21 protein-coding genes and 1 pseudogene are annotated in these 26248 nt (G+C 59.7%); 14 read left to right on the top strand and 8 right to left on the bottom strand.

What is annotated here, in order from left to right; genetic code table 11:
* Positions 1–87: 87 nt before the first annotated feature.
* The 3 genes from dgcA to BLU75_RS25115 are packed head-to-tail and all read right to left on the bottom strand — an operon-like array spanning position 88 to position 3717.
* Positions 88–2148 (bottom strand): dimethylglycine demethylation protein DgcA, encoded by a 2061-nt coding sequence (gene dgcA, locus BLU75_RS25125; RefSeq protein WP_084381871.1) that lies wholly within the window; start codon positions 2146–2148, stop codon positions 88–90.
* Between the two features lie 15 nt (positions 2149–2163).
* Complete coding sequence (locus BLU75_RS25120; protein ID WP_084381872.1) at positions 2164–2694, bottom strand: DUF5943 domain-containing protein; 531 nt, start codon at positions 2692–2694, stop codon at positions 2164–2166.
* Positions 2695–2739: 45 nt separating this feature from the next.
* Positions 2740–3717 carry a dipeptidase gene (locus BLU75_RS25115; protein ID WP_084381873.1) on the bottom strand — a complete coding sequence of 326 codons (978 nt, stop codon included), beginning with the start codon at positions 3715–3717 and terminating at the stop codon, positions 2740–2742.
* 220 nt (positions 3718–3937) lie between these two features.
* Between BLU75_RS25115 and BLU75_RS25110 the strand changes: the two genes are divergently transcribed.
* Together BLU75_RS25110 and BLU75_RS25105 are read left to right on the top strand one after the other, a co-directional pair.
* Positions 3938–4339 carry a lysozyme inhibitor LprI family protein gene (locus BLU75_RS25110; protein ID WP_084381874.1) on the top strand — a complete coding sequence of 134 codons (402 nt, stop codon included), beginning with the start codon at positions 3938–3940 and terminating at the stop codon, positions 4337–4339.
* A gap of 82 nt (positions 4340–4421) precedes the next feature.
* Positions 4422–4838, top strand: a complete 417-nt coding sequence (locus BLU75_RS25105) for a DUF3010 family protein (protein ID WP_084381875.1) — start codon at positions 4422–4424, stop codon at positions 4836–4838.
* A gap of 287 nt (positions 4839–5125) precedes the next feature.
* Here the strand turns inward: BLU75_RS25105 and BLU75_RS25100 are convergent.
* Positions 5126–6071 (bottom strand): annotated as a pseudogene (locus BLU75_RS25100) (GlxA family transcriptional regulator).
* A 193-nt stretch (positions 6072–6264) separates the two neighbouring features.
* Here BLU75_RS25100 and BLU75_RS25095 point away from each other — a divergent pair.
* The 6 genes from BLU75_RS25095 (at position 6265) to BLU75_RS25070 (ending at position 11782) form a co-directional block, all read left to right on the top strand.
* Positions 6265–7209: a choline ABC transporter substrate-binding protein gene (locus tag BLU75_RS25095; protein WP_084381876.1), complete on the top strand. Its 945-nt coding sequence runs from the start codon at positions 6265–6267 to the stop codon at positions 7207–7209.
* A 74-nt stretch (positions 7210–7283) separates the two neighbouring features.
* Positions 7284–8171, top strand: coding sequence for a 3-dehydrocarnitine:acetyl-CoA trimethylamine transferase CdhC (cdhC, locus tag BLU75_RS25090; RefSeq protein WP_084381877.1), 888 nt, complete (start codon positions 7284–7286; stop codon positions 8169–8171).
* Positions 8172–8273: 102 nt separating this feature from the next.
* Positions 8274–9239, top strand: coding sequence for an L-carnitine dehydrogenase (locus BLU75_RS25085; RefSeq protein ID WP_084381878.1), 966 nt, complete (start codon positions 8274–8276; stop codon positions 9237–9239).
* 382 nt (positions 9240–9621) lie between these two features.
* Entirely contained in the window at positions 9622–10098 is a 477-nt protein-coding gene (locus BLU75_RS25080) for a thioesterase family protein (RefSeq protein WP_084381879.1), read from the top strand.
* Between the two features lie 9 nt (positions 10099–10107).
* Positions 10108–11268: a gamma-butyrobetaine dioxygenase gene (locus BLU75_RS25075; protein ID WP_084381880.1), complete on the top strand. Its 1161-nt coding sequence runs from the start codon at positions 10108–10110 to the stop codon at positions 11266–11268.
* A gap of 250 nt (positions 11269–11518) precedes the next feature.
* Complete coding sequence (locus BLU75_RS25070) at positions 11519–11782, top strand: hypothetical protein (RefSeq protein WP_084381881.1); 264 nt, start codon at positions 11519–11521, stop codon at positions 11780–11782.
* Between the two features lie 117 nt (positions 11783–11899).
* On the opposite strand, the gene gbdR is transcribed toward BLU75_RS25070, so the two are convergent.
* The 3 genes from gbdR to BLU75_RS25055 form a co-directional block, all read right to left on the bottom strand.
* Entirely contained in the window at positions 11900–13003 is a 1104-nt protein-coding gene (gene gbdR, locus BLU75_RS25065; RefSeq protein ID WP_084381882.1) for a choline metabolism transcriptional regulator GbdR, read from the bottom strand.
* A 510-nt stretch (positions 13004–13513) separates the two neighbouring features.
* Positions 13514–14431 (bottom strand): IS110 family transposase, encoded by a 918-nt coding sequence (locus tag BLU75_RS25060; RefSeq protein WP_084381955.1) that lies wholly within the window; start codon positions 14429–14431, stop codon positions 13514–13516.
* 252 nt (positions 14432–14683) lie between these two features.
* Positions 14684–16060 (bottom strand): L-serine ammonia-lyase, encoded by a 1377-nt coding sequence (locus BLU75_RS25055; RefSeq protein ID WP_090221585.1) that lies wholly within the window; start codon positions 16058–16060, stop codon positions 14684–14686.
* Between the two features lie 427 nt (positions 16061–16487).
* On the opposite strand from BLU75_RS25055, the gene BLU75_RS25050 reads away from it, so the two are divergent.
* From BLU75_RS25050 to choV, 3 genes are all read left to right on the top strand, one after another.
* Positions 16488–17435 carry a choline ABC transporter substrate-binding protein gene (locus BLU75_RS25050; protein ID WP_084378487.1) on the top strand — a complete coding sequence of 316 codons (948 nt, stop codon included), beginning with the start codon at positions 16488–16490 and terminating at the stop codon, positions 17433–17435.
* 91 nt (positions 17436–17526) lie between these two features.
* On the top strand, positions 17527–18372 hold the full coding sequence (gene choW, locus BLU75_RS25045; protein ID WP_084378488.1) for a choline ABC transporter permease subunit: 846 nt from the start codon (positions 17527–17529) through the stop codon (positions 18370–18372).
* A complete protein-coding gene (gene choV, locus BLU75_RS25040; protein ID WP_084378489.1) occupies positions 18369–19547 on the top strand; it encodes a choline ABC transporter ATP-binding protein in 1179 nt (392 codons plus the stop codon). The genes choW and choV overlap by 4 nt, the downstream gene beginning before the upstream one ends.
* 166 nt (positions 19548–19713) lie before the next feature.
* Here choV and BLU75_RS25035 read toward each other — a convergent pair whose 3' ends face one another.
* Positions 19714–21648 (bottom strand): BCCT family transporter, encoded by a 1935-nt coding sequence (locus BLU75_RS25035; RefSeq protein ID WP_231982693.1) that lies wholly within the window; start codon positions 21646–21648, stop codon positions 19714–19716.
* A gap of 379 nt (positions 21649–22027) precedes the next feature.
* Here BLU75_RS25035 and betI point away from each other — a divergent pair, with 379 nt between their 5' ends.
* The 3 genes from betI (at position 22028) to betA (ending at position 26061) form a co-directional block, all read left to right on the top strand.
* Positions 22028–22621 carry a transcriptional regulator BetI gene (betI, locus tag BLU75_RS25030; RefSeq protein ID WP_090221584.1) on the top strand — a complete coding sequence of 198 codons (594 nt, stop codon included), beginning with the start codon at positions 22028–22030 and terminating at the stop codon, positions 22619–22621.
* 111 nt (positions 22622–22732) lie between these two features.
* The gene (gene betB, locus BLU75_RS25025) at positions 22733–24205 is read left to right on the top strand and encodes a betaine-aldehyde dehydrogenase (RefSeq protein ID WP_084378492.1); all 1473 of its coding nucleotides are present in this window, start codon (positions 22733–22735) and stop codon (positions 24203–24205) included.
* Positions 24206–24360: 155 nt separating this feature from the next.
* Positions 24361–26061 (top strand): choline dehydrogenase, encoded by a 1701-nt coding sequence (gene betA, locus BLU75_RS25020; protein WP_084378493.1) that lies wholly within the window; start codon positions 24361–24363, stop codon positions 26059–26061.
* Positions 26062–26248 lie beyond the last annotated feature (187 nt).

The raw sequence follows: 26248 nt of genomic DNA, 5'->3' as shown, positions 1-26248 counted from the left end.
GATCGTCAACGATTACGCGCCCAATCTGGATGAACGCAGTGTCTTTGAGTTTTTCGCGAGCCAGCTCGCTCCTACAAAGGAGGTTGCCTAGAAATCCTTGCACAGGCGCAGGGCGTCATAGATCGCGGCATGGGTATTACGCTGAGCCACGCAGTCGCCGATGCGGAACAGCAAGTACCCATCGCCCGCCTCGCTCAGGCACGGTTGCGGCTTGATCGCAAATAACGCTTCGACGTCGATCTGGCCTTTGTTGCGCGAGCCCGGCTTGAGTGCGTAGTAGATTTCTTCGTCAGGCCGCACACCATTCTCGATCACCACCTGATCGACGACCCGTTCCTCCTGGGCGCCGGTGTATTCGTTCTCCAGCACCGCCACCAGCTTGTCGCCTTCGCGATAGACCTTTTCCAGCATCATGTCGCCGGTCATGATCACTTCCTTGGGGTACATGCTGCGGTAGTAGGTAGGGAACGACGTCCCGCCCACCGCCACGCCCGGTTTGATGTCGTCGGTGACGATTTCGACCTGGCAGCCTTTGTCCGCGAGGAAGTCGGCCACCGACATACCGGTGAACTCACAGATAGTGTCGTAGACCAGCACGTTCTTGCCCGGCGCAACCTTGCCGTCGAGCACGTCCCAACTGCTGACCACCAGCCCTTCGGCCGCGCCCCAGTGTTCGTTCTGCTCGATGAACGGATGCCCGCCGACGGCCAGCACCACCACATCCGGACGCACGTCGAGAATGGTCGCGGCGTCCGCGGCCACGCCCAGGCGCAGATCGACTTTCAAGCGCGCCAGTTCCAGCTGATACCAGCGGGTGATGCCGGCGATCTGATCGCGCTGCGGGGCCTTGGAGGCCGTGGTGATCTGGCCGCCAATGAACTCCTTTTTCTCGAACAAGATCACATCGTGCCCACGTTCGGCGGCCACGCGTGCGGCTTCCATCCCTGCCGGGCCGGCGCCGACCACCACCACCTTGCGCTTGGGCCCGGTGGTTTTTTCGATGATGTGCGGCACGCCCATGTATTCACGGGAAGTCGCGGCGTTCTGAATGCACAACACATCCAGGCCCTGGTATTGACGGTCGATGCAATAGTTGGCGCCAACGCACTGCTTGATCTGGTCGATCTGGCCCATCTTGATCTTGGCGATCAGGTGCGGGTCGGCGATGTGCGCGCGCGTCATGCCGACCATGTCCACGTAGCCGCCTTCAAGAATGCGCGTGGCCTGGTTCGGGTCCTTGATGTTCTGCGCGTGCAGCACCGGGACCTTGACCACTTCCTTGATGCCGGCCGCCAGGTGCAGGAACGGCTCCGGTGGATAACTCATGTTCGGGATAACGTTGGCCAGGGTGTTGTGGGTGTCGCAACCCGAGCCCACCACACCGATGAAGTCCAGCATGCCGGTGTCGTCGTAGTACTTGGCGATTTGCTTCATGTCCTCGTGGGACAGGCCGTCCGGATGGAACTCGTCGCCGCACAGACGTATGCCCACGCAAAAGTCGTCACCGACCTCGGCGCGCACGGCTTTCAGTACTTCCAGGCCGAACTTCATACGGCCTTCGAAGGAGCCACCCCATTCGTCGGTACGCTTGTTGACCCGTGGGCTCCAGAACTGGTCGATCATGTGTTGGTGCACCGCGGACAATTCAACACCGTCCAAACCACCGGCCTTGGCACGTCGCGCGGCTTGGGCGTAGTTGCCGATCACGCGCCAGATTTCCTCCGGCTCGATGGTCTTGCACGTCGCGCGGTGTACCGGCTCACGCACGCCGGACGGCGACATCAGGGTCGGCCAGTTAAAGCCGTCCCAACGCGAGCGACGGCCCATATGGGTAATCTGGATCATGATCTTGGCGCCATGCTTGTGCATGGCGTCGGCCAGATTCTGGAAGTGCGGGATGATGCGGTCGGTGGACAGGTTCACCGAACACCACCATTCCTGCGGACTGTCGATGGCCACCACCGACGAACCGCCACAGATCGCCAGGCCGATGCCGCCCTTGGCTTTCTCTTCGTAGTATTTGACGTAGCGGTCAGTGGTCATGCCGCCGTCGGTGGCATACACCTCGGCGTGGGCAGTACTGAGCACGCGGTTGCGGATGGTCAGTTTGCCGATCTGGATCGGCGCGAACATTGCTTCGAAAGCCATGGCAGGGTCCTCGACTTACAGCGGCTTGACGGTGAACAGGCCATCGTCGTGGCCTTCTTCGGAGCCGCCGTAGACTTGTTCGGCGACGGTGCGAATACTGCTGCCGCGCGCTTGCAGGATTTGGTCCATGGCGCCGGCAAACCAGCCGGTGAACATGTAGTCGACCTTGCGCCCGACCTTGCCATACACGTAGACGAACGCCGAGTGTTCCAGCTTGACGCTGGCGGTGCCTTTGTCGAGGTCGATGTCCTGGATCTTGAACAGGCCCCAGCCGCGTTGCGACAGGCGCTTCATGTAGTGCTCGAACACCGCGACACCTTCCAGGCCGTGGCACTCGGCCTCTTTCTCGCACCAGTGCCAGGCGGATTTGTAGCCGGCCTTGTAGAGGATTTCGGCGTAGGCATCAGCGCCGAGGACTTCTTCGATGCCCATGTGGTTGTTGACGAAGAAATGACGCGGCACATACAGCATCGGCAAGGCATCGGAGGTCCAGATACCGGTTTCACTGTCGACTTCGATAGGTAATTGCGGGGCGATCTTGGCCATGGAAACTTAACTCCAGAAAAATTCGATGTGTGGTTGAGTGGCGGCTTATTCGCCCCAGACATCCTTGAGGACGTTGACCCAGTTCTGGCCCATGATCTTGCGCACCACGTGCTCACTGTGGCCGCGCTTGAGCAGGGTCTCGGTGAGGTTGGGGAACTCGCCCACCGTGCGGATGCCCAGCGGATTGATGATCTTGCCGAAGCTGGTCAGGCGGCGGGCGTAACCCTTGTCGTGGGTCAGCATTTCGAAGAAATCCTGACCATGGCCCTGGGTGAAGTCGGTGCCGATGCCGATGGCATCTTCGCCGACGATATTCATCGTGTATTCGATGGCTTCGGCGTAGTCATCGATGGTCGAATCGATCCCCTTGGCCAGGAACGGCGCAAACATGGTCACGCCGACAAAACCGCCGTGGTCGGCGATGAACTTCAGTTCTTCATCGGATTTGTTGCGCGGATGCTCTTTCAAACCCGACGGCAGGCAGTGGGAGTAGCACACCGGCTTTTTCGATTCGAGGATGACTTCTTCGCTGGTTTTGGAACCGACGTGGGACAGGTCGCACATGATGCCGACGCGGTTCATCTCGCCGACGATTTCACGCCCGAAACCCGACAGGCCGCCATCGCGCTCGTAACAGCCGGTGCCCACCAGGTTCTGGGTGTTGTAGCACATCTGCACCACGCCAACGCCAAGCTGCTTGAAGATCTCGACGTAACCCAGTTGGTCTTCAAAGGCATGCGCATTCTGGAAGCCGAAGATGATCCCGGTCTTGCCCTGTTCCTTGGCCCGACGAATGTCGGCGGTGGTTTTCACCGGGATCACCAAGTCACTGTTTTCGCGGATCAAGGTCTGGCTGGCGACGATGTTATTGATGGTGGCCTGGAAGCCTTCCCACACCGACACGGTGCAGTTGGCGGCGGTCAGGCCGCCCTTGCGCATGTCTTCAAACAGCTCGCGGTTCCACTTGGCAATGATCAGCCCGTCGATAACGATGCTGTCGGCGTGCAATTCGGCTGGGCTCATCAGGCGTCCCCTTTATAGGTGATTCACGCGCCGAATCGTCTGCCGGCGCTTTGGGGCCAGCATATGCCCAGGGACTGACCGAGCCGGGTGCAAAAACGACAGGGGAATTGCCGAAAGCGTCAATCGACGACAAAGGGTGCACAGACGTATCTGTCTTGTGTCTGTTCTTTGCCCTACGCTTGAGCCAGAATTTGACGATCAACCGATATGAGACGGCGTAATGAAACCGATTTTCCTGGCCCTGGCACTTATCGCGAGCGCTGTCCACGCAGCCGAAGACCCCGACAGCACCCCGTGCGACGGCATCGAAAACGACAAGCAAACCCTGGAATGCGCCAGCTACAACAAAACCACCGCCGCGCAGTTGCTCAATGACAACTACCAGAGCCTTCAGGAACGCCTGGCCAGCCTCTATGGCAGCGCCCCCTCCGAACTGGCGGACATAACCGCTCGTCTGAAGGATGCCCAGCAGAAATGGGAAAAACTGCGCGACGCGGATTGCGCCATCGAAACCTTCCCGGCAGTCAGCGGCAGCAAGGCCTATGCGATTGCACAGAACGACTGCCTGGCGCGGATGAGTGATGAACGGTCGGAGTTCCTCGAGTCGATCGGACAGGAGTAGGTAGTTTCAATGGGTATTGAGGAAGATCGACATTACTGACATCGATTATCCAGCGAACACTTCATCTTAAATAGGTTATTGAATGAACATCTGCGGCATCGAAATCAAAGGTAGTGAAGCCATCATCGCCATCGCATCGCTCGACGGCCAGGCATTCAACCACATTGCCCTGGCCACCAAGAAAATCGCGCTGGAAGACGATGATGAAGCGGCCAACGTCAAAGCCTTCGCGGCCCAGATGAAAGCGTTCGTGCAGGCCAACGCCATCACCCGTATCGCAATCAAGAAGCGCGGCAAGAAAGGCGAGTTCGCCGGTGGCCCGACCACGTTCAAGATTGAAGGAGTGTTTCAGTTGCTCGACGGCTGCGAGGTGACATTGCTGTCGCCGCAGACCATCAACGCACAGAACAAAAAACACGACTTCGCCCTGCCGGCGACGCTGAACAAGTATCAGCATGAGGCCTATAAAACGGCGTGTGCGGCGCTGCTGAAAAAGTAGACACCGCGACCTGTGGCTGGGGCTTTTCCTTTGACTTGCCTATGGCTGAAGGCTTTCCTGTGGAGAGGGGGCTTGTCCCAATGCAGTTCAGTTAAGGCTATTTGTAGGAGCGAGCTTGCTCGCGAAGAACTCATAAGCGCCGCGTTTATTCAGGAAACACGCGTCATCGTTGACGTTTTTCGCGAGCAAGCTCGCTCCTACAGTGGACGCTATTCGCTTAACTGAACGGCATTAGGGCTTACCCCCTCGCCACAGGAAAAGTCACTTCCTCACAGGACAAGCCCCCCTCAAACCACCTCCCCGCGCCGATCCTCCCGCGGACATTTGGCAAACCGCGCCCGGTAGCTGCGGGTGAAATACGACGGCGATTCAAACCCACACGCGATGCTCACCTCCAGCACGCTCATACCGCTCTGGCGCAAGAGCTGTCGGGCCTTTTCCAGGCGCAGGCCGAGGTAGAAATTGCTCGGGGTGTCGTTCAGGTGCAGGCGAAACAGGCGCTCCAGTTGACGGCGTGTGACCTTGATCGATTCGGCCAGCGCCAGCGTGCTTAGCGGCGGTTCGGTATGTTGCTCCATCTCACCGATGACCTGTACCAACTTCTTGTTAGTGATGCCGTAGCGCGTGGCAATTTGCATGCGCTGGTGGTCTTTGTGCGGGCGGATGCGGCCAAGCACGAATTGTTCGGACACCTGAATCGCCAGATCCGCGCCGTGCGCCTGGCTGATCAGGTCAAGCATCAGGTCGATGGAAGCCGTGCCGCCGGCGCAGGTGATGCGCCGACGGTCAATTTCAAACAGCTCCTGAGTCACGCTGAGCTGTGGATAAGACTCCTTGAAGGCCTCGATCGCTTCCCAATGCAGGGTTAGCCGATAACCGTCGAGCAAACCGGCCTCGGCCAGCACGCAGGCTCCGGTGTCGATGGCGCCGAGGCTCACGCCCTCGTGGTCGAGGCGGCGTAGCCAGTGCTGCAGTGCCGGAGTGGCGAATTTCAGCGGTTCGAAACCCGCCACCACCAGCAGGGTCGCGCCCTTTTTTCAGCGGCTCCAGGGCCGCGTCGGCGTTGACCGACATGCCATTGCTCGCGAGCACCGCGCCCCCGTCGGCACTCAGCACCTGCCAACGGTACAACTCACCACGAAAACGGTTGGCGACACGCAGCGGTTCAATCGCGGAAATAAAGCCAATGGCGGAAAACCCCGGCATCAGCAAAAAGTAGAAGTCCTGGGTCATGATGCGCGCTCGTGGGACGGGTAGCGTGGTCACTGTGATACGCCAGTTCAATCGGTCATTCAAGAACACAGGTCGCCGCAGTGCAAGAGTGGGTCGCCGCCGTGCGTGTTATCGCCTTTCAAGCTGCGTAAGTTGGCTACACGGTGCACAAAGACGCCGGACTCCACAATAACGATCTGCCGAGGGCCCCACCATGAACCGAATGATCAGCCGCTGTGTGCTTGCACTTGGCGTCAGCGCCATCTTCAGCACCAGCGTATTGGCAGCCGATGCAGCGTCCTGCCGAAACGTGCGCATGGGCGTAGTGAACTGGACCGACGTGATCGCCACCAGCGCCATGACCCAAGTGTTGCTCGATGGCCTCGGCTACAAGACCAAACAGACCAGCGCGTCCCAGCAAATCATCTTTGCCGGGATTCGCGACCAGCGCCTGGACCTGTTCCTTGGTTACTGGAACCCGCTGATGACCCAGACCATCACGCCGTTCGTCGAAGCCGGACAGGTAAAAGTCCTCGACAAACCCAGCCTCGAAGACGCCCGTGCGACCCTGGCGGTGCCAACCTACCTGGCGGACAAAGGCCTGAAAAGCTTTGCCGATATCGCCAGGTTCGAGAAGGATCTGGATGGCAAGATCTACGGCATCGAGCCGGGCTCGGGCGCCAACACGCAGATCAAGGCGATGATCGCCAAGAATCAGTTCGGCCTGGGCAAGTTCCAATTGGTGGAATCCAGCGAGGCCGGCATGCTCGCCGCCGTGGACCGCGCCGTGCGCCGCAAGGAGGCCGTGGTGTTTTTCGGTTGGGCGCCGCACCCGATGAACGTCAACGTCGCCATGACCTACCTCTCCGGCAGCGAGGACGCCCTCGGCCCGAATGAAGGCAAGGCGACCGTCTGGACCGTGACCACGCCGAATTACGCGGAACAATGCCCGAACATCCACAGACTGCTGACTAACCTGACCTTCACCGCTGCCGACGAGAGCCGGATGATGCAGCCGCTGCTGGAACACAAGGACGCCTTCGAATCCGCCAGGCAGTGGCTCAAGGATCACCCGCAAGATCAGCAGCGCTGGCTGGAAGGCGTCACCACCTTCGACGGCAAACCGGCGGCGGCCCATCTGCAACTGAGTAGCCAATAACCTTTTTAGAAACACCGTTTCGCAGCCGATGACGGCTGCGAACGGCATCATCACGCCTGTAAGGAATCCGACTCATGAATCACGACGTCATCATCACCTGCGCACTCACCGGTGCTGGCGACACGACCGCCAAGAGCCCGCACGTGCCGGTCACCCCCAAGCAAATCGCCGCCGCCGCCGTCGAAGCGGCAAAAGCCGGAGCCACGGTCGTGCATTGCCACGTGCGTGATCCGCACAGCGGCAAATTCAGCCGCGATGTAGCGCTGTACCGCGAAGTGATGGAGCGCATCCGTGAAGCGGACATCGACATCATCGTCAACCTCACCGCCGGGATGGGCGGCGACCTGGAAATCGGCGCTGGCGAGCGCCCTATGGCGTTCGGTCCCAATACCGATCCGGTAGGTCCGCTGACCCGGCTGGCCCATGTCGAAGAACTGCTGCCGGAAATCTGCACCCTGGACTGCGGCACCCTGAACTTTGGCGATGGCGACACTATTTACGTTTCCACCCCGGCGCAACTGCGAGCGGGCGCCAAGCGTATCCAGGAACTGGGCGTGAAGGCCGAACTGGAAATCTTCGACACCGGCCACCTGTGGTTCGCCAAGCAGATGATCAAGGAAGGCTTGCTGATCGACCCGTTGTTCCAACTGTGCCTGGGCATTCCGTGGGGCGCACCGGCGGATACCACCACCATGAAAGCGATGGTCGACAATCTGCCCGCCGATGCGGTGTGGGCGGGGTTCGGGATCGGGCGCATGCAGATGCCGATGGCGGCCCAGGCGGTGTTGCTGGGCGGCAACGTGCGGGTGGGTCTGGAGGACAACCTGTGGCTGGACAAGGGCGTGCTGGCGACCAACGGACAGTTGGTGGAACGGGCCGGTGAAATCCTCAGTCGCCTCGGCGCGCGGGTCATGACCCCGGCCGAAGGCCGCCTAAAAATGGGCCTCACTAAACGCGGTTAACCACCTGCCGAAACCGGATCAAAAATGTGCCAGCGGGCTTGCTCGCTGCCACATTTGAGCCGGTGACCACCCAAATTCTGCGAATACCCAAGGAACCTCGCCATGAGCTTTATCACTGAAATCAAGACCTTCGCAGCCCTGGGCAGCGGTGTTATCGGCAGCGGCTGGGTGTCCCGCGCCCTGGCTCACGGCCTGGATGTGGTGGCCTGGGATCCTGCGCCCGGTGCCGAAGCGGCGCTGCGCAAACGCGTGGCCAACGCTTGGGGCGCATTGGAGAAACACGGCCTGGCACCGGGCGCGTCCCAGGACCGTCTGCGGTTTGTCGCCACTATCGAAGAATGTGTGAAAGACGCCGATTTCATTCAGGAAAGCGCCCCGGAACGCCTGGAACTGAAACTCGAACTGCACAGCAAGATCAGCGCCGCAGCCAAGCCCGACGCATTGATCGGATCCAGCACGTCCGGGCTGTTGCCGAGTGAGTTTTATGAGGGCTCTACCCACCCGCAACGCTGCGTGGTCGGCCACCCGTTCAACCCGGTTTACCTACTGCCGCTGGTGGAAGTGGTCGCCGGAAAACACACCGCACCCGAGGCTGTGCAAGCGGCCATCAAAGTCTATGAATCCCTCGGCATGCGCCCCTTGCATGTGCGCAAGGAAGTCCCGGGTTTTATCGCTGACCGCCTGCTGGAGGCACTCTGGCGCGAGGCGCTGCATCTGGTCAACGATGGCGTCGCGACGACCGGCGAGATCGATGACGCGATTCGCTTTGGCGCCGGTTTGCGCTGGTCGTTCATGGGCACGTTCATGACCTATACATTGGCGGGTGGCGACGCCGGCATGCGCCACTTCATGGCGCAATTTGGCCCGGCGCTGCAACTGCCGTGGACCTATCTGCCTGCGCCCGAGCTGACCGACAAGCTGATCGATGATGTGGTTGAAGGCACGCGCGAACAGTTGGGTGACCACAGCATCTCGGCGCTGGAGCGCTATCGTGATGATTGCCTGCTGGCGGTGCTGGAGGCGGTGAAGGTGACGAAGGAGAAGCATGGGATGGCGTTTGCCGAATAGGGTTGGGTTGGCCCAAGAGCCGCCCCTCACCCTAACCCTCTCCCCGGAGGGGCGAGGGAACCGATTGGGGGATATTGCAGTTTTACCTCGACCTGAAAGGTCAGCTGTAAATCCATAACCGACTCGGTCTCTCAGGTCGCGGTATGTCTCAAAACATTTCGGTCAATCCCCTCGCCCCTCCGGGGAGAGGGGACCGATTGGGGGATATTGCAGTTTTACGCCGACCTGAAAGGTCTGCTGTGAATCCATAATCAATACGGTTTTTCAGGTCGCAAATTTTCTCAGCACACTTCGATCAGTCCCCTCGCCCCTCCGGGGAGAGGGTTAGGGTGAGGGGCTGGCCCTCAAACCCACCACACTATTATCTGCGGAACCCCCAACCATGCCCGCTCTCACCACCTACAGCACAAAAATCATTCCCGACTGGGTCGACTACAACGGCCATCTGCGTGACGCGTTCTACCTGCTGATCTTCAGCTACGCCACCGATGCGCTGATGGACACTTTGGGGCTTACCAGCGACAACCGCGACGCCAGCGGCCACTCGCTGTTCACCCTGGAGCTGCACCTCAACTACCTGCACGAAGTCAAGCTGGGGGCCGAAGTCGAAGTCCACACCCAACTCATCGCCCACGATCGCAAGCGCCTGCACCTGTATCACAGCTTGCACCTTGTCGGCGACGCAAAGGAGCTGGCCGGCAACGAGCAGATGCTGTTGCACGTTGATCTGGCAGGGCCACATTCGACGCCGTTCAGCGAGGCCGTATTGGCCAGGCTGACGGCCATCAGTGACGAACACCTCAAGCTGCCCAAACCAGCCTTGCTCGGCCGGGTCATCGGTCTTCCCTCTCAAAAATAAGGAATCGCAATGCACACCGCCGCCGCTGTTGCCGACTTCCACACATACCCGTTGATCAGTGCCCTGACCCACCTTGAACGATTGCCCGATCAGCTGCGGGTGCAATGGGCCGACGGTCGGGTCAGCCCGTTTCATTATCAATGGCTACGGGACAACTGCCCGTGCCCGCAGTGTGTCTACAACGTGACACGTGAACAGGTACTGGAAATTGTCGATGTCGACGAGGACCTGGTAGCCCTCGACGCCCACATCGAACAAGGCCTTCTTTGCGTACGCTGGCACGGCGGCCACACCAGCCGTTTCGATCCAGGCTGGCTTCGGGCTCACGCCTACGACGACGAATCCCGGGCCGAGCGCCTGGCGGCCAAACCGAAGAGCCAGCTCTGGGACCGCGCATTCGAGTGGCCGGTCTTCGATTACGCCGCGCTGATGGAAGATCCCGCGGCCCTGCTGCAATGGTTGCTGGCGCTACGTGACAGCGGCCTCACTCATGTGCGCGGCGTGCCCACCGAGCCCGGTTCACTGGCACTGATCGCCAAACGTATTTCGTTTATCCGCGAAAGCAACTTCGGGGTGTTGTTCAACGTGCAATCAAAGGCCGACGCCGACAGCAACGCCTACACCGCTTTCAACTTGCCGCTGCACAGCGATTTGCCGACTCGCGAGCTGCAACCGGGACTGCAGTTCCTGCATTGCCTGGTGAACGATGCCGACGGGGGCGAGAGTATTTTTGTCGATGGGTTCGCGATCGCCAACGCTCTGCGTGATGAGGACCCTGAAGCCTTCCGCGCCCTGTGTGAAATTGCGGTGGAGTTTCGCAACAAGGATCGCCACAGCGACTATCGGCGCCTGGCACCGATTATCGCCCTGGATGCCTTGGGCGAAGTCGCCGAAATCCGCATGGCCAACTTTCTGCGCGGGCCGTTCGAGACCAGCGTGGCGCAGATGCCGCTGCTGTACCGTGCTTACCGGCGTTTTATCGCCATGACCCGCGACGAGCGTTTCCGCCTGGTCAAGCGCCTGAACCCCGGCGAGCTGTGGTGTTTCGATAACCGTCGCACCCTGCATGCGCGCAATGCCTTTGACCCCGCATCCGGCGCCCGGCACTTCCAGGGTTGCTACATAGACCGGGATGAGTTGCTGTCGCGCATCCTGGTGCTGCAGCGCTAGAAAAAAAGCCCCGATCAAGCCGTGACAAGATCGGGGCTGAGTGCCTTGTGTGAGCCGTGCATCCGGAGGGTGACCAAACCGTCAAGTTGCTAGCTTGAGACCAGTGTGCCTACTCCCTGCGCGGAGCAGTTAGCCGAAAACGACCTGCTCATAGGTGTCACGGTCATTCGTGCATTCAGGCCTTGCCGCCCCGCTGATGGCCCACCAGAATCAAGCTTGATCCCCCGCTCCCTTCACCAGGATAAACGTCATGATGCATGCGGATTTGATTGACCAGGATGACCTGCTGAGCCAACTGCGCTCGCTGGGTTTCGAGGTGTCCAGCGGCGCCACCGCCGAGCAGGCGTGCGAATGTGCAGTGCGCGGCCTGGACCAGGCACGGGCCAAGGCACTCAAGGGCATGGTCGAACAGATGTACACCAGCAGTGCGACCATTTTGCCGGCGGTGCGACAGGCGATCGACAAGCAATTGCTGCCGGCTTTGGTGGCATTCAGGCAGGGGTCCGGGGCCTGATACACCGTTATCGCGAGCAAGTCGAATCGTCGCACAGCCACTCCCACATTTGACCGTATTCACACGTCAAAATGTGGGAGCGGCGGTGCGACTTGCTCGCGATGCAGACGCCTCGGTCTACAGCCTTACGCTGGCAAACGTCGACTCGTTCCTGGCCTGACTCAACGCCGACATCGGCCCGGACAACGGTGACAACACCAGCGCCGTCGGAATCGGCATCATCGCCACTTGCTGGGTGGTATTGGAGCCCACACGCTCATCGCGAGGTGGAATGCCGAAGTATTCGCGGTAGCACTTGGAGAAGTGCGGTGTAGACACGAATCCGCACACCGAGGCGACTTCGATGATCGACATCGGCGTTTGCTTGAGCAATTGCCGCGCACGGATCAGCCGCAGCTTGAGGTAGTAGCGCGACGGCGAGCAGTGCAGGTATTTCTGGAACAGTCTTTCCAACTGCCGCCGGGAGACCGCGACGTATACCGCCAGCTCATCCAGGTCGATCGGTTCTTCCAGATTGGCTTCCATCAGCGTCACGATTTCCTGCAATTTCGGCTGGTTGGTGCCGAGCATGTGCTTGAGCGGTACACGCTGGTGATCCTGCTCATTGCGGATGCGTTCGTAGACGAACATCTCGGAAATCGCTGCCGACAATTCACGACCGTGGTCACGGCTGATCAGGTGCAACATCATGTCCAGCGGCGCGGTGCCGCCGGAGCTGGTGAAGCGATTGCGGTCGAGGGTGAACAGGCGCGTGCTCATCGATACTCGCGGAAAGGCTTCCTGCATAGCCGCCAGGCATTCCCAGTGCACACTGCAGTCAAAACCGTCCAGCAGCCCCGCGCACGCCAGGGCCCAACTGCCAGTACAGACTGCGCCGAGGCGACGCGACTGGCGCGCCTGGCCCTGCAACCAGGACACGTGTTCACGGGTCACCGAGCGCTGGATACCCACGCCACCACAGACAATCACTGTGTCGAGGACCGGCGCTTTGTGTATGGAGGCGTCGGGGGTGATTTGCAGCCCGTCGCTGGCCCACACCTGGTTGCCGTCGACACTCAGGGTCGTCCAGCGGTACAGCTCGCGACCGGACAACTGATTGGCCATGCGCAGCGGTTCCACTGCGGAGGCCAGGGAAATCAGCGTGAAATTGTCCAACAGCAAAAAGCCGATGGATTGAGGCGCACGGTTCTGGGGTTGAGCCCCAGCGTTGGACGACGTCATCGCGGTATCTCCTCACACAAAGCGGGTGGCGGCCTCAGGCGAGGCTCTTGTTATTGCGCTCATCATCCGACGGGAGAGAGGCTTTGAATTGATAGAGCAAATGCCATGCCTAAACTTGAATGCACATTCAATAAATCCTGAAAACGACCTGCTGAAGCCTTTAAACACGCCCGCGGATCAAGTGTAGGATATGACCCGAAAAGGAGGTGTGAGCAGTCCTTCCCCAGCCGGTGAGCAGAACGGTAGCACTTGTGGGAAGGCGCTTTCAGCGTGTGTAGGAAGTGTGTCACCACAAGCACAGGTGACGGGTGGTCAGGCGCAGAATCGTTTGCAAGCTACTTATCTATTTGCGACGCACTAAAAGGTGGCGCTCTGGGTCTCTGTGTTCACTTTATGAGCAGTGTTGCCTGCGCTATCGCATTCGCGAGCAAGCCCGCTCCCACACTCGACCGAACCCATTGGGCGAACGCCGAACACAGGCGGGAGCAACTGTCTTCACCATGCCATTCGTCACCGCCACTCAGTGCCATCTCGCAACATGGCATTGAGCCTAATCAGCAGTACACGCATGCAGGCGATGAGCGCGACCTTCGCGCTCTTACCTCGCTCTCGAAGGCCTTCGTAGCGTGCCTTGAAGTCGGGCTGATGGCGGATTACAACCCAGCAGGACATGTACAGAGCCCGTCTGACACGGGCTCTGCCTCCATAGATATGTCGCTTCCCGCTGTGATTACCGCTGTCGTCGTTCAAGGGCGCGATACCTGCCAAGGCCGCAACCTCACGGCGATCAAGCTCACCTAGTTCGGGCAGATAAACCAGCAAACTCGCGGTGGCAACCGTACCGATACCTTTAACAGAGATGAGCCGCTGGGCTTTTTCTGCGTCCAGTTCGTGCATGCTCTGATTGATGGCCTTATCAAGTTGCCTGATTTGCGTTTGCAGGAAGTGAATATGGCCTTTGATCAGCGCAATAACGGCTGGTAGCTGGGCTTGCTGAAGACGGCGCTTATTGTCGTCTCGTTGCTGAACGAAATGCTCGCGCTGCTGAACCAGCTCGCGGAGCGCTTCACGCTCAGGCGAAATAACCTTGCTGCTTGAGGCATTCAGCACTTCAGCAAAGTCTGCTAGAACGGCCGCATCAATAGCGTCAGTCTTCGCATTCTTGCCCATCGCCACGGCAAAGGATCTGGCTCGGCGAGGATTGACCCTGAGCACCTTGAAGTTTGCGCCTTGCAGAGCCGCCATGGCATTACGCTCATAGCCCCCGGTGGCCTCCAGCAAAATCAGACTGACTTCAAACTGACTCAATCGTCGAATCAGCTCAAGAAATCCTTCTGAAGTGTTTGAAACATCGAAACCTTCGCTCTGTGGTTTAACCCAGACGACAAGGTTTGATTTTGAGATGTCGATACCGACCCAGGAAATCATGGCAAAACCCTCTTACACTCAGATGTGAGAGTGCTCTGGCTTTGCCCACGCTTGTGATTTCGAGTGGCTGCTCGTCCAACTGTTCGGGCTTGTAGGCCAGAGTGGAAAGGTGGATGGCAGCTCGGCTCCCACACGTGCTTTGAGCACCGCGGACTTGCAGCTTGCCATCCACCCCTCTCACCCCAGAGTTTATTCCTAGATCAAGACACAAGCGGGCTTGCTCGCGAATGCCGGTGACCCGGCTTTACGGGTTCAGCACTCCACCATACTCACGGCCAAACCGCCTCGCGAGGTTTCCTTGTACTTGTCGTGCATGTCCGCCCCGGTATCGCGCATGGTGCGGATCACTCGGTCCAGCGAGATGAAGTGCTGGCCGTCGCCGCGCAATGCCATCTGCGCCGCATTGATCGCTTTCACCGCGGCGATTGCATTGCGTTCGATACACGGCACCTGCACCAACCCGCCGACCGGGTCGCAGGTCAGGCCCAGGTTATGCTCCAGGCCGATTTCCGCTGCGTTGCATAACTGCTCCGGCGTGGCGCCGAGAATCTCCGCCAGGCCCGCTGCCGCCATCGCACAGGCGGAACCCACTTCCCCCTGGCACCCGACCTCGGCACCCGAGATCGAAGCATTCTTTTTACACAGAATCCCCACCGCTGCCGCACCGAGAAAGTAGTCCACCACGTTGGCTTCGGTGACCTCTTCACTGAACTTCATGAAATAGTGCAGAACTGCCGGGATGATCCCCGCCGCGCCATTGGTCGGTGCCGTGACCATGCGCCCGCCGGCCGCGTTCTCTTCGTTCACCGCGAGCGCGAACAGGTTGACCCATTCCATGGCGCTCAGGGTCGAGCCGATCACATTGGGCTTGTTCAACTCCTGCAAACTGCGGTGCAACCTGGCCGCTCGTCGCCGCACATTCAGGCCACCAGGAAGAATGCCTTCGTGCTTCAGGCCCTGCTCCACACAGTCTTGCATGGCGTGCCAGAGTGTCATCAAGCCGCTGCGAATTTCCGCCTCCGAGCGCCAGACTTTTTCATTGGCCAGCATCAGCTCGGCCACCCGCAGGTTGTGGGTTTTGCACAGGCTCAACAACTCCACTGCGCTGGAGAAATCGTAAGGCAACTCGGTGCGATCCGTGTCCGCCACGCCGCTGCGGGCCTGGGCCTCGTCCACCACAAAACCGCCACCGACCGAGTAGTAGGTGTCGCGGTGTAGCTCGGCCTCATCACCGAACACCACCAGGGTCATGGCATTGGGATGGAACGGCAGGTTTTCATCGAGCAGGCGCATGTCCCTTGACCACAGGAAAGGCACCGGTAACCGGTTATCCAGCAGCAGTGTGTTAGTCTTTCGGACGGTATCGATGCGGGGGCCGATCTGAGAGGGGTCAATCGCATCCGGCCATTCGCCCATCAGTCCCATGATCACGGCGTTATCACTGCCGTGGCCAATGCCGGTGGCCGACAATGAGCCGTAGAGTTGAACCTCGACGCGCCGCACCTGCTCCAACATACCGCGTTCGCGCAGCACCTGAGCGAACAACGCCGCAGCCCGCATGGGGCCGACGGTGTGAGAACTGGAAGGACCGATGCCGATCTTGAACAGGTCGAAAACGCTGATAGCCATTGCCGTGAAACTCCTCGATAGCACACGCCAGGCGCAGTAACACCTGGTGGCGGAGCTGCTACGCTCAAGTCGCCTGATGGCGGCATCATCAAGCTTTCGTTGCACCCTGCGGCGTCTCACACCGACATACCCATGCTCGCCAGCGTCGTCCCCGGGCATTGGGGCGAAATGGCCGTTTTTTGCGGTGCAAGTCGCCAAAAAGTGCTGTTTTGGCTTTGGAAAAAGCTGTAAGCGACGTCACCGACACTGGATACGACCATCCCTGTACTGGATACGACGCCCCCTGTAGGCGTCAGATTTTCACTGGTACATGATCAGTCTCGACTCGTTTGCAAGGCACTGAGGCCACGCGGTCATCGCACGCCCCAACTGCAATACTTATAAGCGCGGTCAAGCACCGCTAGAAAAATACCAGGAGTCCACGTTCATGAAAGGTTCCCACCCGTTGTTGTTGACCGCCATGCTGAGTCTGTCGCTCGCCGCCAATGCCGCTGAGCCGGAACAATGCAGCACTGTCAACTTCTCCGACGTCGGCTGGACCGACATCACCGTCACTACCGCGACGACCAGCGTCGTACTTGAAGCCCTAGGCTATAAAACCAAGACCACGATGATTTCCGTACCGGTGACCTACAAGTCCCTGGCCGACGGCAAGAACATGGACATATTCCTCGGCAACTGGATGCCGACCATGGAAAACGACATCAAGCAGTACCGTGATGCCGGCACCGTCGACACCGTGCGCGCCAACCTGGAAAACGCCAAGTACACCCTGGCGGTACCTGAGGCGCTGTACAACAAAGGCCTGAAGGATTTCGCCGACATTACCAAGTTCAAGAAAGAGCTCGGCGGCAAGATCTACGGCATCGAACCGGGCAACGATGGCAACCGCACCATCCAGAGCCTGATCGACAAGAATGCCTTCGGCTTGAAGGACGCCGGGTTCAAAGTGGTCGAGTCCAGCGAAGCCGGCATGTTGTCCCAAGTCGATCGCGCCGAGCGGCGCGGGACCGATGTGGTGTTCCTGGGCTGGGAACCACACCCGATGAACACCCGCTTCAAGATGAAGTACCTCACCGGCGGTGACGATTCGTTCGGCCCCGATTACGGCAAGGCCACCATCTACACCAACACCCGCAAAGGCTACGTCGAGGAATGCAGCAACGTGGGTCAGTTGCTGAAAAACCTGGTGTTCACCCTGGACATGGAAAGCACCCTGATGGGCAATGTCCTGGACGACAAGATGAAGCCCGAGGCCGCGGCCAAGGCCTGGCTGAAAAAGAATCCGCAAGTGCTCGACACCTGGCTCGCCGGGGTAACCACCATTGATGGCAAACCCGGAGCGCAAGCCGTGAAAACCTACCTCGCCAACTAGGCGAATACTGGCCCCCACACACAACCGCTAACCCCGGGTCGGCGTGCCGCCCCGGGATGTTTTCCCACTTCGCATGTGGACACTCACTACCATGCTGACTGATCATAAAATCCCGCTAGGCCAGTACATCGCTGCCTTCGTCGAATGGTTGACGCAAAACGGCGCCGACTATTTCGACGCAATTGCATCGACACTGGAAACGATGATTCAAGGCGTGACGTTTGCGCTGACCTGGTTCAATCCACTGGCATTGATCGGTCTGATTGCGCTACTCGCTCACTTCATTCAACGTAAATGGGGATTGACTGTTTTTGTGGTCGTCTCTTTTGTGCTGATCCTCAACTTGGGGTACTGGCAGGAAACCATGGAGACCCTGGCGCAGGTACTGTTCGCCACCCTGGTCTGCGTGGTGATTGGTGTGCCGCTGGGGATCGTCGCCGCACACAAGCCCATGTTCTTCACCGTGATGCGGCCGGTGCTCGATCTGATGCAGACCGTACCGACCTTCGTCTACCTCATCCCTACCCTGACTCTCTTTGGGCTGGGTGTGGTGCCCGGCCTGATTTCCACGGTGGTGTTCGCGATTGCCGCGCCAATCCGTCTGACTTACCTGGGTATCCGTGATGTACCGCAAGAGTTGATGGACGCCGGCAAGGCCTTTGGCTGCTCACGCCGTCAATTGCTCTCGCGCATTGAACTGCCCTACGCCATGCCGAGCATTGCCGCCGGCATTACCCAATGCATCATGCTCTCGTTATCGATGGTGGTGATCGCCGCCCTGGTGGGCGCGGACGGCCTCGGCAAGCCCGTGGTCAACGCGTTGAACACCGCCGACATTTCGCTGGGCTTTGAAGCCGGCCTGGCGATCGTGCTGCTGGCCATCATGCTCGACCGCATTTGCAAACAACCCGATGCCAAAGTAGGGGGTGATGCATGAGCATTATCCGATTCGACAATGTCGACGTGATCTTTTCCAAAGACCCACGCGAAGCGCTCAGCCTGTTGGACCAAGGCCTGAGCCGCAATGAAATCCTGAAAAAGACCGGGCAGATTGTCGGCGTGGAAAACGCCAGCCTGGATGTCGAGAAAGGCGAGATCTGCGTGCTGATGGGCCTGTCGGGTTCCGGCAAGTCGAGCCTGTTGCGCTGCATCAACGGCCTCAACACCGTCAGCCGTGGCCAGCTGTTTGTCGAGCACGAAGGTCGACAGATCGACATCGCCTCGTGCACCCCGGCGGAGCTGAAAATGATGCGCACCAAACGCATCGCCATGGTGTTTCAGAAGTTCGCCCTGATGCCGTGGCTGACGGTGCGTGACAACATCAGCTTTGGCCTGGAAATGCAGGGTCGCCCCGAGAAGGAGCGGCGCAAGCTGGTGGATGAAAAGCTTGAATTGGTCGGCCTGTCCCAGTGGCGCAACAAGCGGCCTGACGAACTCTCCGGCGGCATGCAACAGCGCGTCGGACTGGCGCGCGCACTGGCAATGGACGCCGACATTCTGTTGATGGACGAGCCCTTCTCGGCCCTCGACCCGTTGATCCGCCAAGGTTTGCAGGATGAACTGCTGGAGCTGCAGCGCAAGCTGAGCAAGACCATTGTCTTCGTCAGCCACGACCTGGACGAAGCGCTGAAACTGGGCAGTCGTATTGCAATCATGAAAGACGGCAAGATCATCCAGTACAGCGTGCCGGAAGAGATCGTGCTGAACCCGGCCGATGAGTATGTGCGCACCTTTGTCGCGCATACCAACCCCTTGAACGTACTGTGCGGCCGCAGCCTGATGCGCACCTTGGACAACTGCAAGCGGGTCAACGGTTCGGTATGCCTGGATCCGGGTGACGATTCCTGGCTGGACCTGGCCGAGGGCAACACTATCAAGGGTGCCCGACAGAATGGCATGCCGATGAACCTGCAAAACTGGGCACCGGGGCAAACCGTGGAAGGCCTGGGCCGCGTACCGACGCTGGTGGATTCGAATATCGGCATGCGCGATGCGTTGCAGATTCGCTACCAGACAGGCAACAAGCTGGTGCTGCATGACAACAACAAGGTGGTGGGGATCTTGGGAGACAGTGAGCTCTACCATGCTCTCCTAGGTAAAAACCTGGGCTAGCCCTTGATCGTCCGCCCATCACTGTAGGAGCGAGCGTGCTCGCGAGAAACGAATAAGCGACACGGGCTGCCAGATATCGCTGCGTTATCGTTGACGTTTTTCGCGAGCAAGCTCGCGCCTACAGTGAAGCGGTGGTGTCAGGGAGACACCACCGGCGTTTCGATTATCAGCTATACACCCGGCCGAGGAGTTGCCGATGGCTTTCAAACTGATCGAGTACATCCCGGGTAATCTGTTCCGGGGTGAAGCCCATCAGGTCGTATTCCTGAGGCCCGTTGTACAGGTAGACCTCGGCGCGGTAGTAACGGCTGCGTTCTTCCTCAGGCAGATCGCCAGGCGCCGCCGTGTAGCCATCCAGGCTCACTTCATAAACAAACGGATTGCCTTCCTGCATCTCGATCCGCACACCAATGCAACGCTTGGACTTACCCAACAAGGTCTGCACTTCCAGCCCTTGGTCCCGCAACGTAACAGCCGCTTCTTCCAACGCTGGAGTGACCTTCTTGTCCATGAAGCGCTGCACGATAGCCTGACTCGGTTGCAACTCCAGCGCGGTCAAACGCTCACTGAAACCACGCCGACCACGTTCAGCCAGTTGCGCTTGCTCCTGTTCGATCGCCACATCCTGGCGCATGGCCTTGTGCAGGCCGAACATGAAGCAGATCAGTACCACCGAGAACGGCAGTCCGGCCAGCACCACCATGGTTTGCATGGCTTCAAAGTTACCGGCAAACAGCAGGCCGACGGTCACCAGGGTGATCACCGCCGACCAGAAAATCCGCAGCCAGTGCGGCGCATCCTCGTCAACACTACCGCCCTTGCAGGACAGGTTCGCCATCATCACCGCGCCAGAATCCGCAGGCGTCAGGAACAATACAAAACCGACAAAGATCGAAACACCGATCACTACTTTCGACGCGGGGTAATACTCCAGCAACTGGTAAATCGCCATGGATGGCTGTTCCAGCGCCGTCTTGCCCAACTCCACCGCGCCATGGTTGAGCACCAGGTCCAGGGCCGAGTTACCGAAGATCGACAGCCACGCCAGGGTAAAGCCCAGCGGGATCAGCAGCACGCCGGCCACCAGCTCACGCACGGTACGACCACGGGAAATACGGGCGATGAACATCCCCACGAATGGCGCCCAGGAAATCCACCAGGCCCAGTAGAACAGGGTCCACAAGCCCATCCAGCGCTCGGATGCCTCTCCGTCGCCTGCGTACACATACAAGTCGAAGGTTTTCAGCACGAGGCCGTTCATGTAGTCGCCGATGTTCTGCACGAAGCCGTTGAGCAGATGCAGGGTCGGTCCGAACAGCAGCACGAAAATCAGCAGGCCACTGAACAACACGATGTTGAGGTTGGACAGGCGACGAATGCCGTTTTCCACCCCCGACACCGCCGCGATGGTCGCCACGCTACTCATCACGATGATCACGATCAACAGGTTGGTGTTGCTGTGTGCCATGCCGAACAGGTTCTCGAGCCCCGACGACACTTGCATCGCGCCGATTCCCAGGTTGGTCACCAGGCCCAACAAGGTCACGAACATGCCGAAGCCGTCCACCGCGTGACCGGCGGCGCCCTTGACCCAGCGCTCGCCCACCAGCGGGTACAGCGCCGAACGCAACGCCAGCGGCTGGTTATGACGGTAGGCAAAGTACGCCACGGCCAGGCCGACCAGCGCGTAGATCGCCCAGCCATGCAGGCCCCAATGCAGGAACGTCAGTTGCAGGGCCTGGCGCGCGGCCATCTGGGTCGCGGCCGCGCCTTCGGGCGGGTTGTAGTAGTGGTCCAGCGGTTCGGATGCACCGAAGTACAACAGCGAAATACCGATCCCAGACGAGAACAACATGCCGGCCCAGGCACCGTAGCTGAAGTCCGGTGTGTCGTCCTTGCTGCCCAGCTTCAACTTGCCATAGGACGAAAACGCCAGCCCCACCACGAATACCAGGTAGGTGGCGATGACCACCATGTAATACCAGCCAAAGCTTTTCGAGAGCCAGGTCTGGGCCACGCCAAGCAGCCTGCCGGCCTCTTGCGGGGCCACAATCAAAATCGCAGTCAACAGCAGAACCAGCGCGGTAGAGGTGTAGAACACCCAACCGTTGACCCGTACCTTTTCCGGCGGGGTCTTTATAAGAGAGGCAGAACTCATGGCACAGATGCTCCAGGCAGTGCGAGAGAGGAACGCAAGACAGCGCTTGACCCATGCCATCGTTTTTTCGGCAGCCGACGGACGGGTGATATAAAGACACCCCGAAAATCGTTGAGCCCCAGCGAAGCTGTGACTTCGGGCGTTTCAAAGGTTTTTCAGGTGTCAGATGTCGCCGTCCGCGGGTAGGCAATACCTGCAGGCAGCGACCATTTGTCGCAGATCTTATTCTTTGTTGATTGAACGTTCAATCAAAACAAAATAGACTGGCCCACAAGCCGACGGACGTTTATCGCTCGTCGCCAGGCCTAAGGAGACGTGCTACATGCCCAAGGTCGGTATGCAACCCATACGCCGCCAACAGTTGATTGAAGCCACATTGACGGCCATCGATCAGGTTGGGATGGGAGATGCCAGCATTGCGCTGATCGCCCGTCTGGCCGGTGTTTCGAACGGCATCATCAGTCACTACTTTCAGGACAAGAATGGCCTGATCGCCGCCACGATGCGGTACCTGATGAATGTGCTGATCGAGAACGTCCACGAACGACGGCGTGACCTGAGAGATAGCAGCCCACGGGCGCATCTTCAGGTGATTATCGGAGGCAACTTCGACGCGAGCCAGGTCAACGGCCCGACGATGAAAACCTGGTTGGCCTTCTGGGCCGCCAGCATGCACCACCCGTCTTTGCACAGGTTGCAGCGGATCAACGATCACCGTCTGTATTCCAACCTGTGTTGCCAGTTCCGCCGCGTGTTGCCACTGGCCGATGCACGCAGCGCTGCCCGCGGCCTGGCGGCCCTGATTGACGGTTTGTGGTTGCGCGGCGCCCTGTCGGGAGACGCTTTCGACACGGAGCAGGCGCAACGGATCGCGTACGAATACATGGATTTCCAATTGGCCAAGCAGGTGAGTTAGAGCACACATAAACGCTCACCCCCCTGAACATCCGCCGATCAGTGCTGCCACCACACAATGGCCCACTTTTCAGCGGGTAACGCCAACCACTTATGCACTTGCGAGGACTTTATGGCCCGTTTCGAACTGCAAAAACTCTACATTGACGGCGGCTACAGCGACGCTAGCAGCGATGCCACCTTCGAAGCCATCAACCCGGCTAACGGTGAAGTTCTCGCCAACGTGCAACGCGCCACCTTCGATGACGTTGAGCGTGCCGTGGCCAGCGCCGAAAAGGGCCAGAAAATCTGGGCCGCGATGACCGCCATGGAACGTTCGCGCATCCTGCGTCGCGCCGTCGACATCCTGCGCGAGCGCAACGATGAACTCGCCGCGCTGGAAACCCTGGACACCGGCAAGGCGTTCTCCGAAACCAAATATGTCGACATCGTCACCGGCGCCGACGTGCTGGAATACTACGCAGGCCTGGTGCCCGCCATCGAAGGCGAGCAAATCCCGCTGCGTGACACCTCCTTCGTCTACACCCGTCGCGAACCGCTGGGCGTGGTCGCCGGTATCGGCGCCTGGAACTACCCGATCCAGATCGCTCTGTGGAAATCCGCGCCAGCCCTGGCGGCCGGTAACGCGATGATCTTCAAGCCAAGCGAAGTCACATCCCTGACCACCCTGAAACTGGCCGAGATCTACACCCAGGCCGGCGTTCCAGCAGGTGTGTTCAACGTCCTGACCGGCAGCGGCCGTGAAGTCGGCACTTGGCTGACCGAGCACCCGCGCATCGAAAAAGTCTCCTTCACCGGCGGCACCGACACCGGCAAGAAAGTCATGGCCAGCGCTTCGAGTTCCTCGCTCAAGGAAGTGACCATGGAACTGGGCGGCAAGTCGCCACTGATCATCTTCGACGACGCCGACCTGGATCGCGCCGCCGATATTGCGATGATGGCCAACTTCTACAGCTCCGGTCAGGTCTGCACCAACGGCACCCGCGTCTTCGTGCCCAAGCATCTGCAAGCGGCGTTCGAGGCCAAGATCGTTGAACGCGTTGCGCGCATCCGCGTCGGCGACCCGCAAGACGACAACACCAACTTCGGCCCGCTGGTCAGCTTCGCCCACATGGAAAGCGTGCTCGGCTACATCGCCAAAGGTAAGGAGCAAGGCGCACGCCTGCTGTGTGGCGGCAACCGCCTGACCGACGGCGATTTCGCCAAGGGCGCATTCGTGGCACCGACCGTGTTCACCGACTGCACCGACGAGATGACCATCGTGCGTGAAGAAATCTTCGGCCCGGTGATGAGCATCCTCACTTACGAAACCGAAGAAGAAGTGATCCGCCGCGCCAACGACACGGACTTCGGCCTGGCTGCCGGCCTGGTGACCAAGGACCTGAATCGCGCCCACCGCGTGATTCATCAACTGGAAGCCGGTATCTGCTGGATCAACGCCTGGGGCGAGTCCGACGCGAAGATGCCGGTTGGCGGTTACAAGCAGTCGGGTGTTGGCCGTGAGAACGGGATCAGCTCGCTGAACAACTTCACGCGCATCAAATCGGTACAGGTCGAGCTGGGCGATTACGCCTCGGTGTTCTAAAGCCGAGCCTTGCGTTGCCTGCGAGGCCGCCATCGCGAGCAAGCCCGCTCCCACATTTTGAGCGTATGAACCCGATCAAATGTAGAAGCTGGCTTGCCTGCGATCGAGTGCGAAGCACTCGCCAGACCTGACCAAATTTCAAAGAGGGTGCATTTATGTCCCAAGAATATGACTACATCATTGTTGGCGCGGGATCGGCCGGTAACACCCTGGCCACCCGTCTGACCGAAGACGAAGGCGTCACCGTCCTGCTGCTGGAAGCCGGCGGCCCGGACTACCGTCTGGATTTCCGTACCCAGATGCCAGCCGCCCTGGCGTTCCCGCTGCAAGGTCGTCGCTACAACTGGGCCTACGAAACCGATCCAGAGCCACACATGGATGGCCGCCGGATGGAATGCGGTCGTGGCAAGGGCCTGGGTGGCTCTTCGCTGATCAACGGCATGTGCTACATCCGTGGCAATGCCATGGACTACGACAACTGGTCGAAACTGCCCGGCCTGGAAGACTGGAGCTATCTGGACTGCCTGCCGTATTTCAGAAAAGCTGAAACCCGTGACATCGGTCCCAACGACTACCACGGTGGCGACGGCCCGGTCAGCGTGACCACGCCTAAAGCCGGAAACAACCCGCTGTTCCACGCCATGGTTGAAGCCGGCGTGCAAGCCGGTTACCCGCGTACCGAAGACCTGAACAGCTACCAGCAAGAAGGCTTCGGCCCAATGGACCGCACCGTGACGCCGAACGGCCGTCGCGCCAGTACCGCGCGCGGCTACCTGGACGTGGCCAAGAAGCGTTCGACGCTGACCATCGTCACTCACGCGCTGACGGACAAAGTCTTGTTCGAAGGCAAGCGTGCCGTGGGTGTGCGCTACCTCATCGGTGCTGCCGAAGAGCGCGTCGAGGCCCGTGCCCGCAAAGAAGTGCTGGTGTGCAGCGGCGCTATCGCTTCGCCGCAACTGCTGCAACGCTCCGGCGTTGGCCCGGCCAAGCTGCTGGAAAGCCTCGACATCCCGGTGGTCCATGACCTGGCAGGCGTCGGCGAAAACCTGCAGGATCACCTTGAGCTGTACCTGCAATACGCCTGCACCCAGCCAGTCTCGCTGTACCCGTCGCTGCTCTGGTACAACCAACCGGCCATCGGTGCCGAGTGGCTGTTCAACGGCACCGGTATCGGCGCCAGCAACCAGTTCGAAGCCGGCGGGTTCATCCGCACCCGTGAAGACTTCGAGTGGCCGAACATCCAATACCACTTCCTGCCGGTCGCGATTAACTACAACGGCAGCAACGGTGTGAAAGAGCACGGTTTCCAGGCGCACATGGGTTCCATGCGCTCGCCAAGCCGTGGCCGCGTGCAACTGAAGTCGAAGAACCCTCGCGACTACCCGAGCATCCTCTTCAACTACATGGCGACGGAACAGGACTGGCAGGAGTTTCGCGACGGCATCCGCCTGACCCGTGAAATCATGCAACAGCCGGCACTGGACCCATTCCGTGGCCGCGAAATCAGCCCGGGCATCGAAGTGCAGACCGACGAGCAACTGGATAAATTTATCCGCGAGCACGCCGAAACCGCGTTCCACCCGTCCTGCTCGTGCAAGATGGGCACCGACGAGATGGCCGTGGTCGATGGCGAAGGTCGTGTGCATGGCATGCAGGGCCTGCGGGTGGTCGATGCCTCGATCATGCCAATCATCACCACCGGCAACCTGAACGCGCCGACGATCATGATCGCCGAAAAAATCGCCGACAAGATCCGTGGCCGCCAGTCACTGCCACGCAGCACAGCCGACTACTATGTGGCGGGCGACGCGCCAGTGCGTGGCAAGCCGATGCGGGAAGTAGGTCCTACTCTGTAAGAGCGAGCTTGCTCGCGAAGCACCTTGGAACACCGCGGGGCACCTGATGCCCCGCGTTATCGTTAACGCCTTTCGCGAGCAAGCTCGCTCCTCATAACCCGCACTACCCTTGATCCCATCCCCCGCGACGGCCTACTCTAATGGTCGCGCAAACGTTTCACCTACCCATCGACCCGCCGGCACTTGC

The organism is Pseudomonas mucidolens (genome assembly GCF_900106045.1).
Lineage (GTDB): Bacteria > Pseudomonadota > Gammaproteobacteria > Pseudomonadales > Pseudomonadaceae > Aquipseudomonas > Aquipseudomonas mucidolens.
Note: the sequence above shows the minus strand (reverse complement) of the source record. Positions and strands in the feature narration are given on the sequence as shown.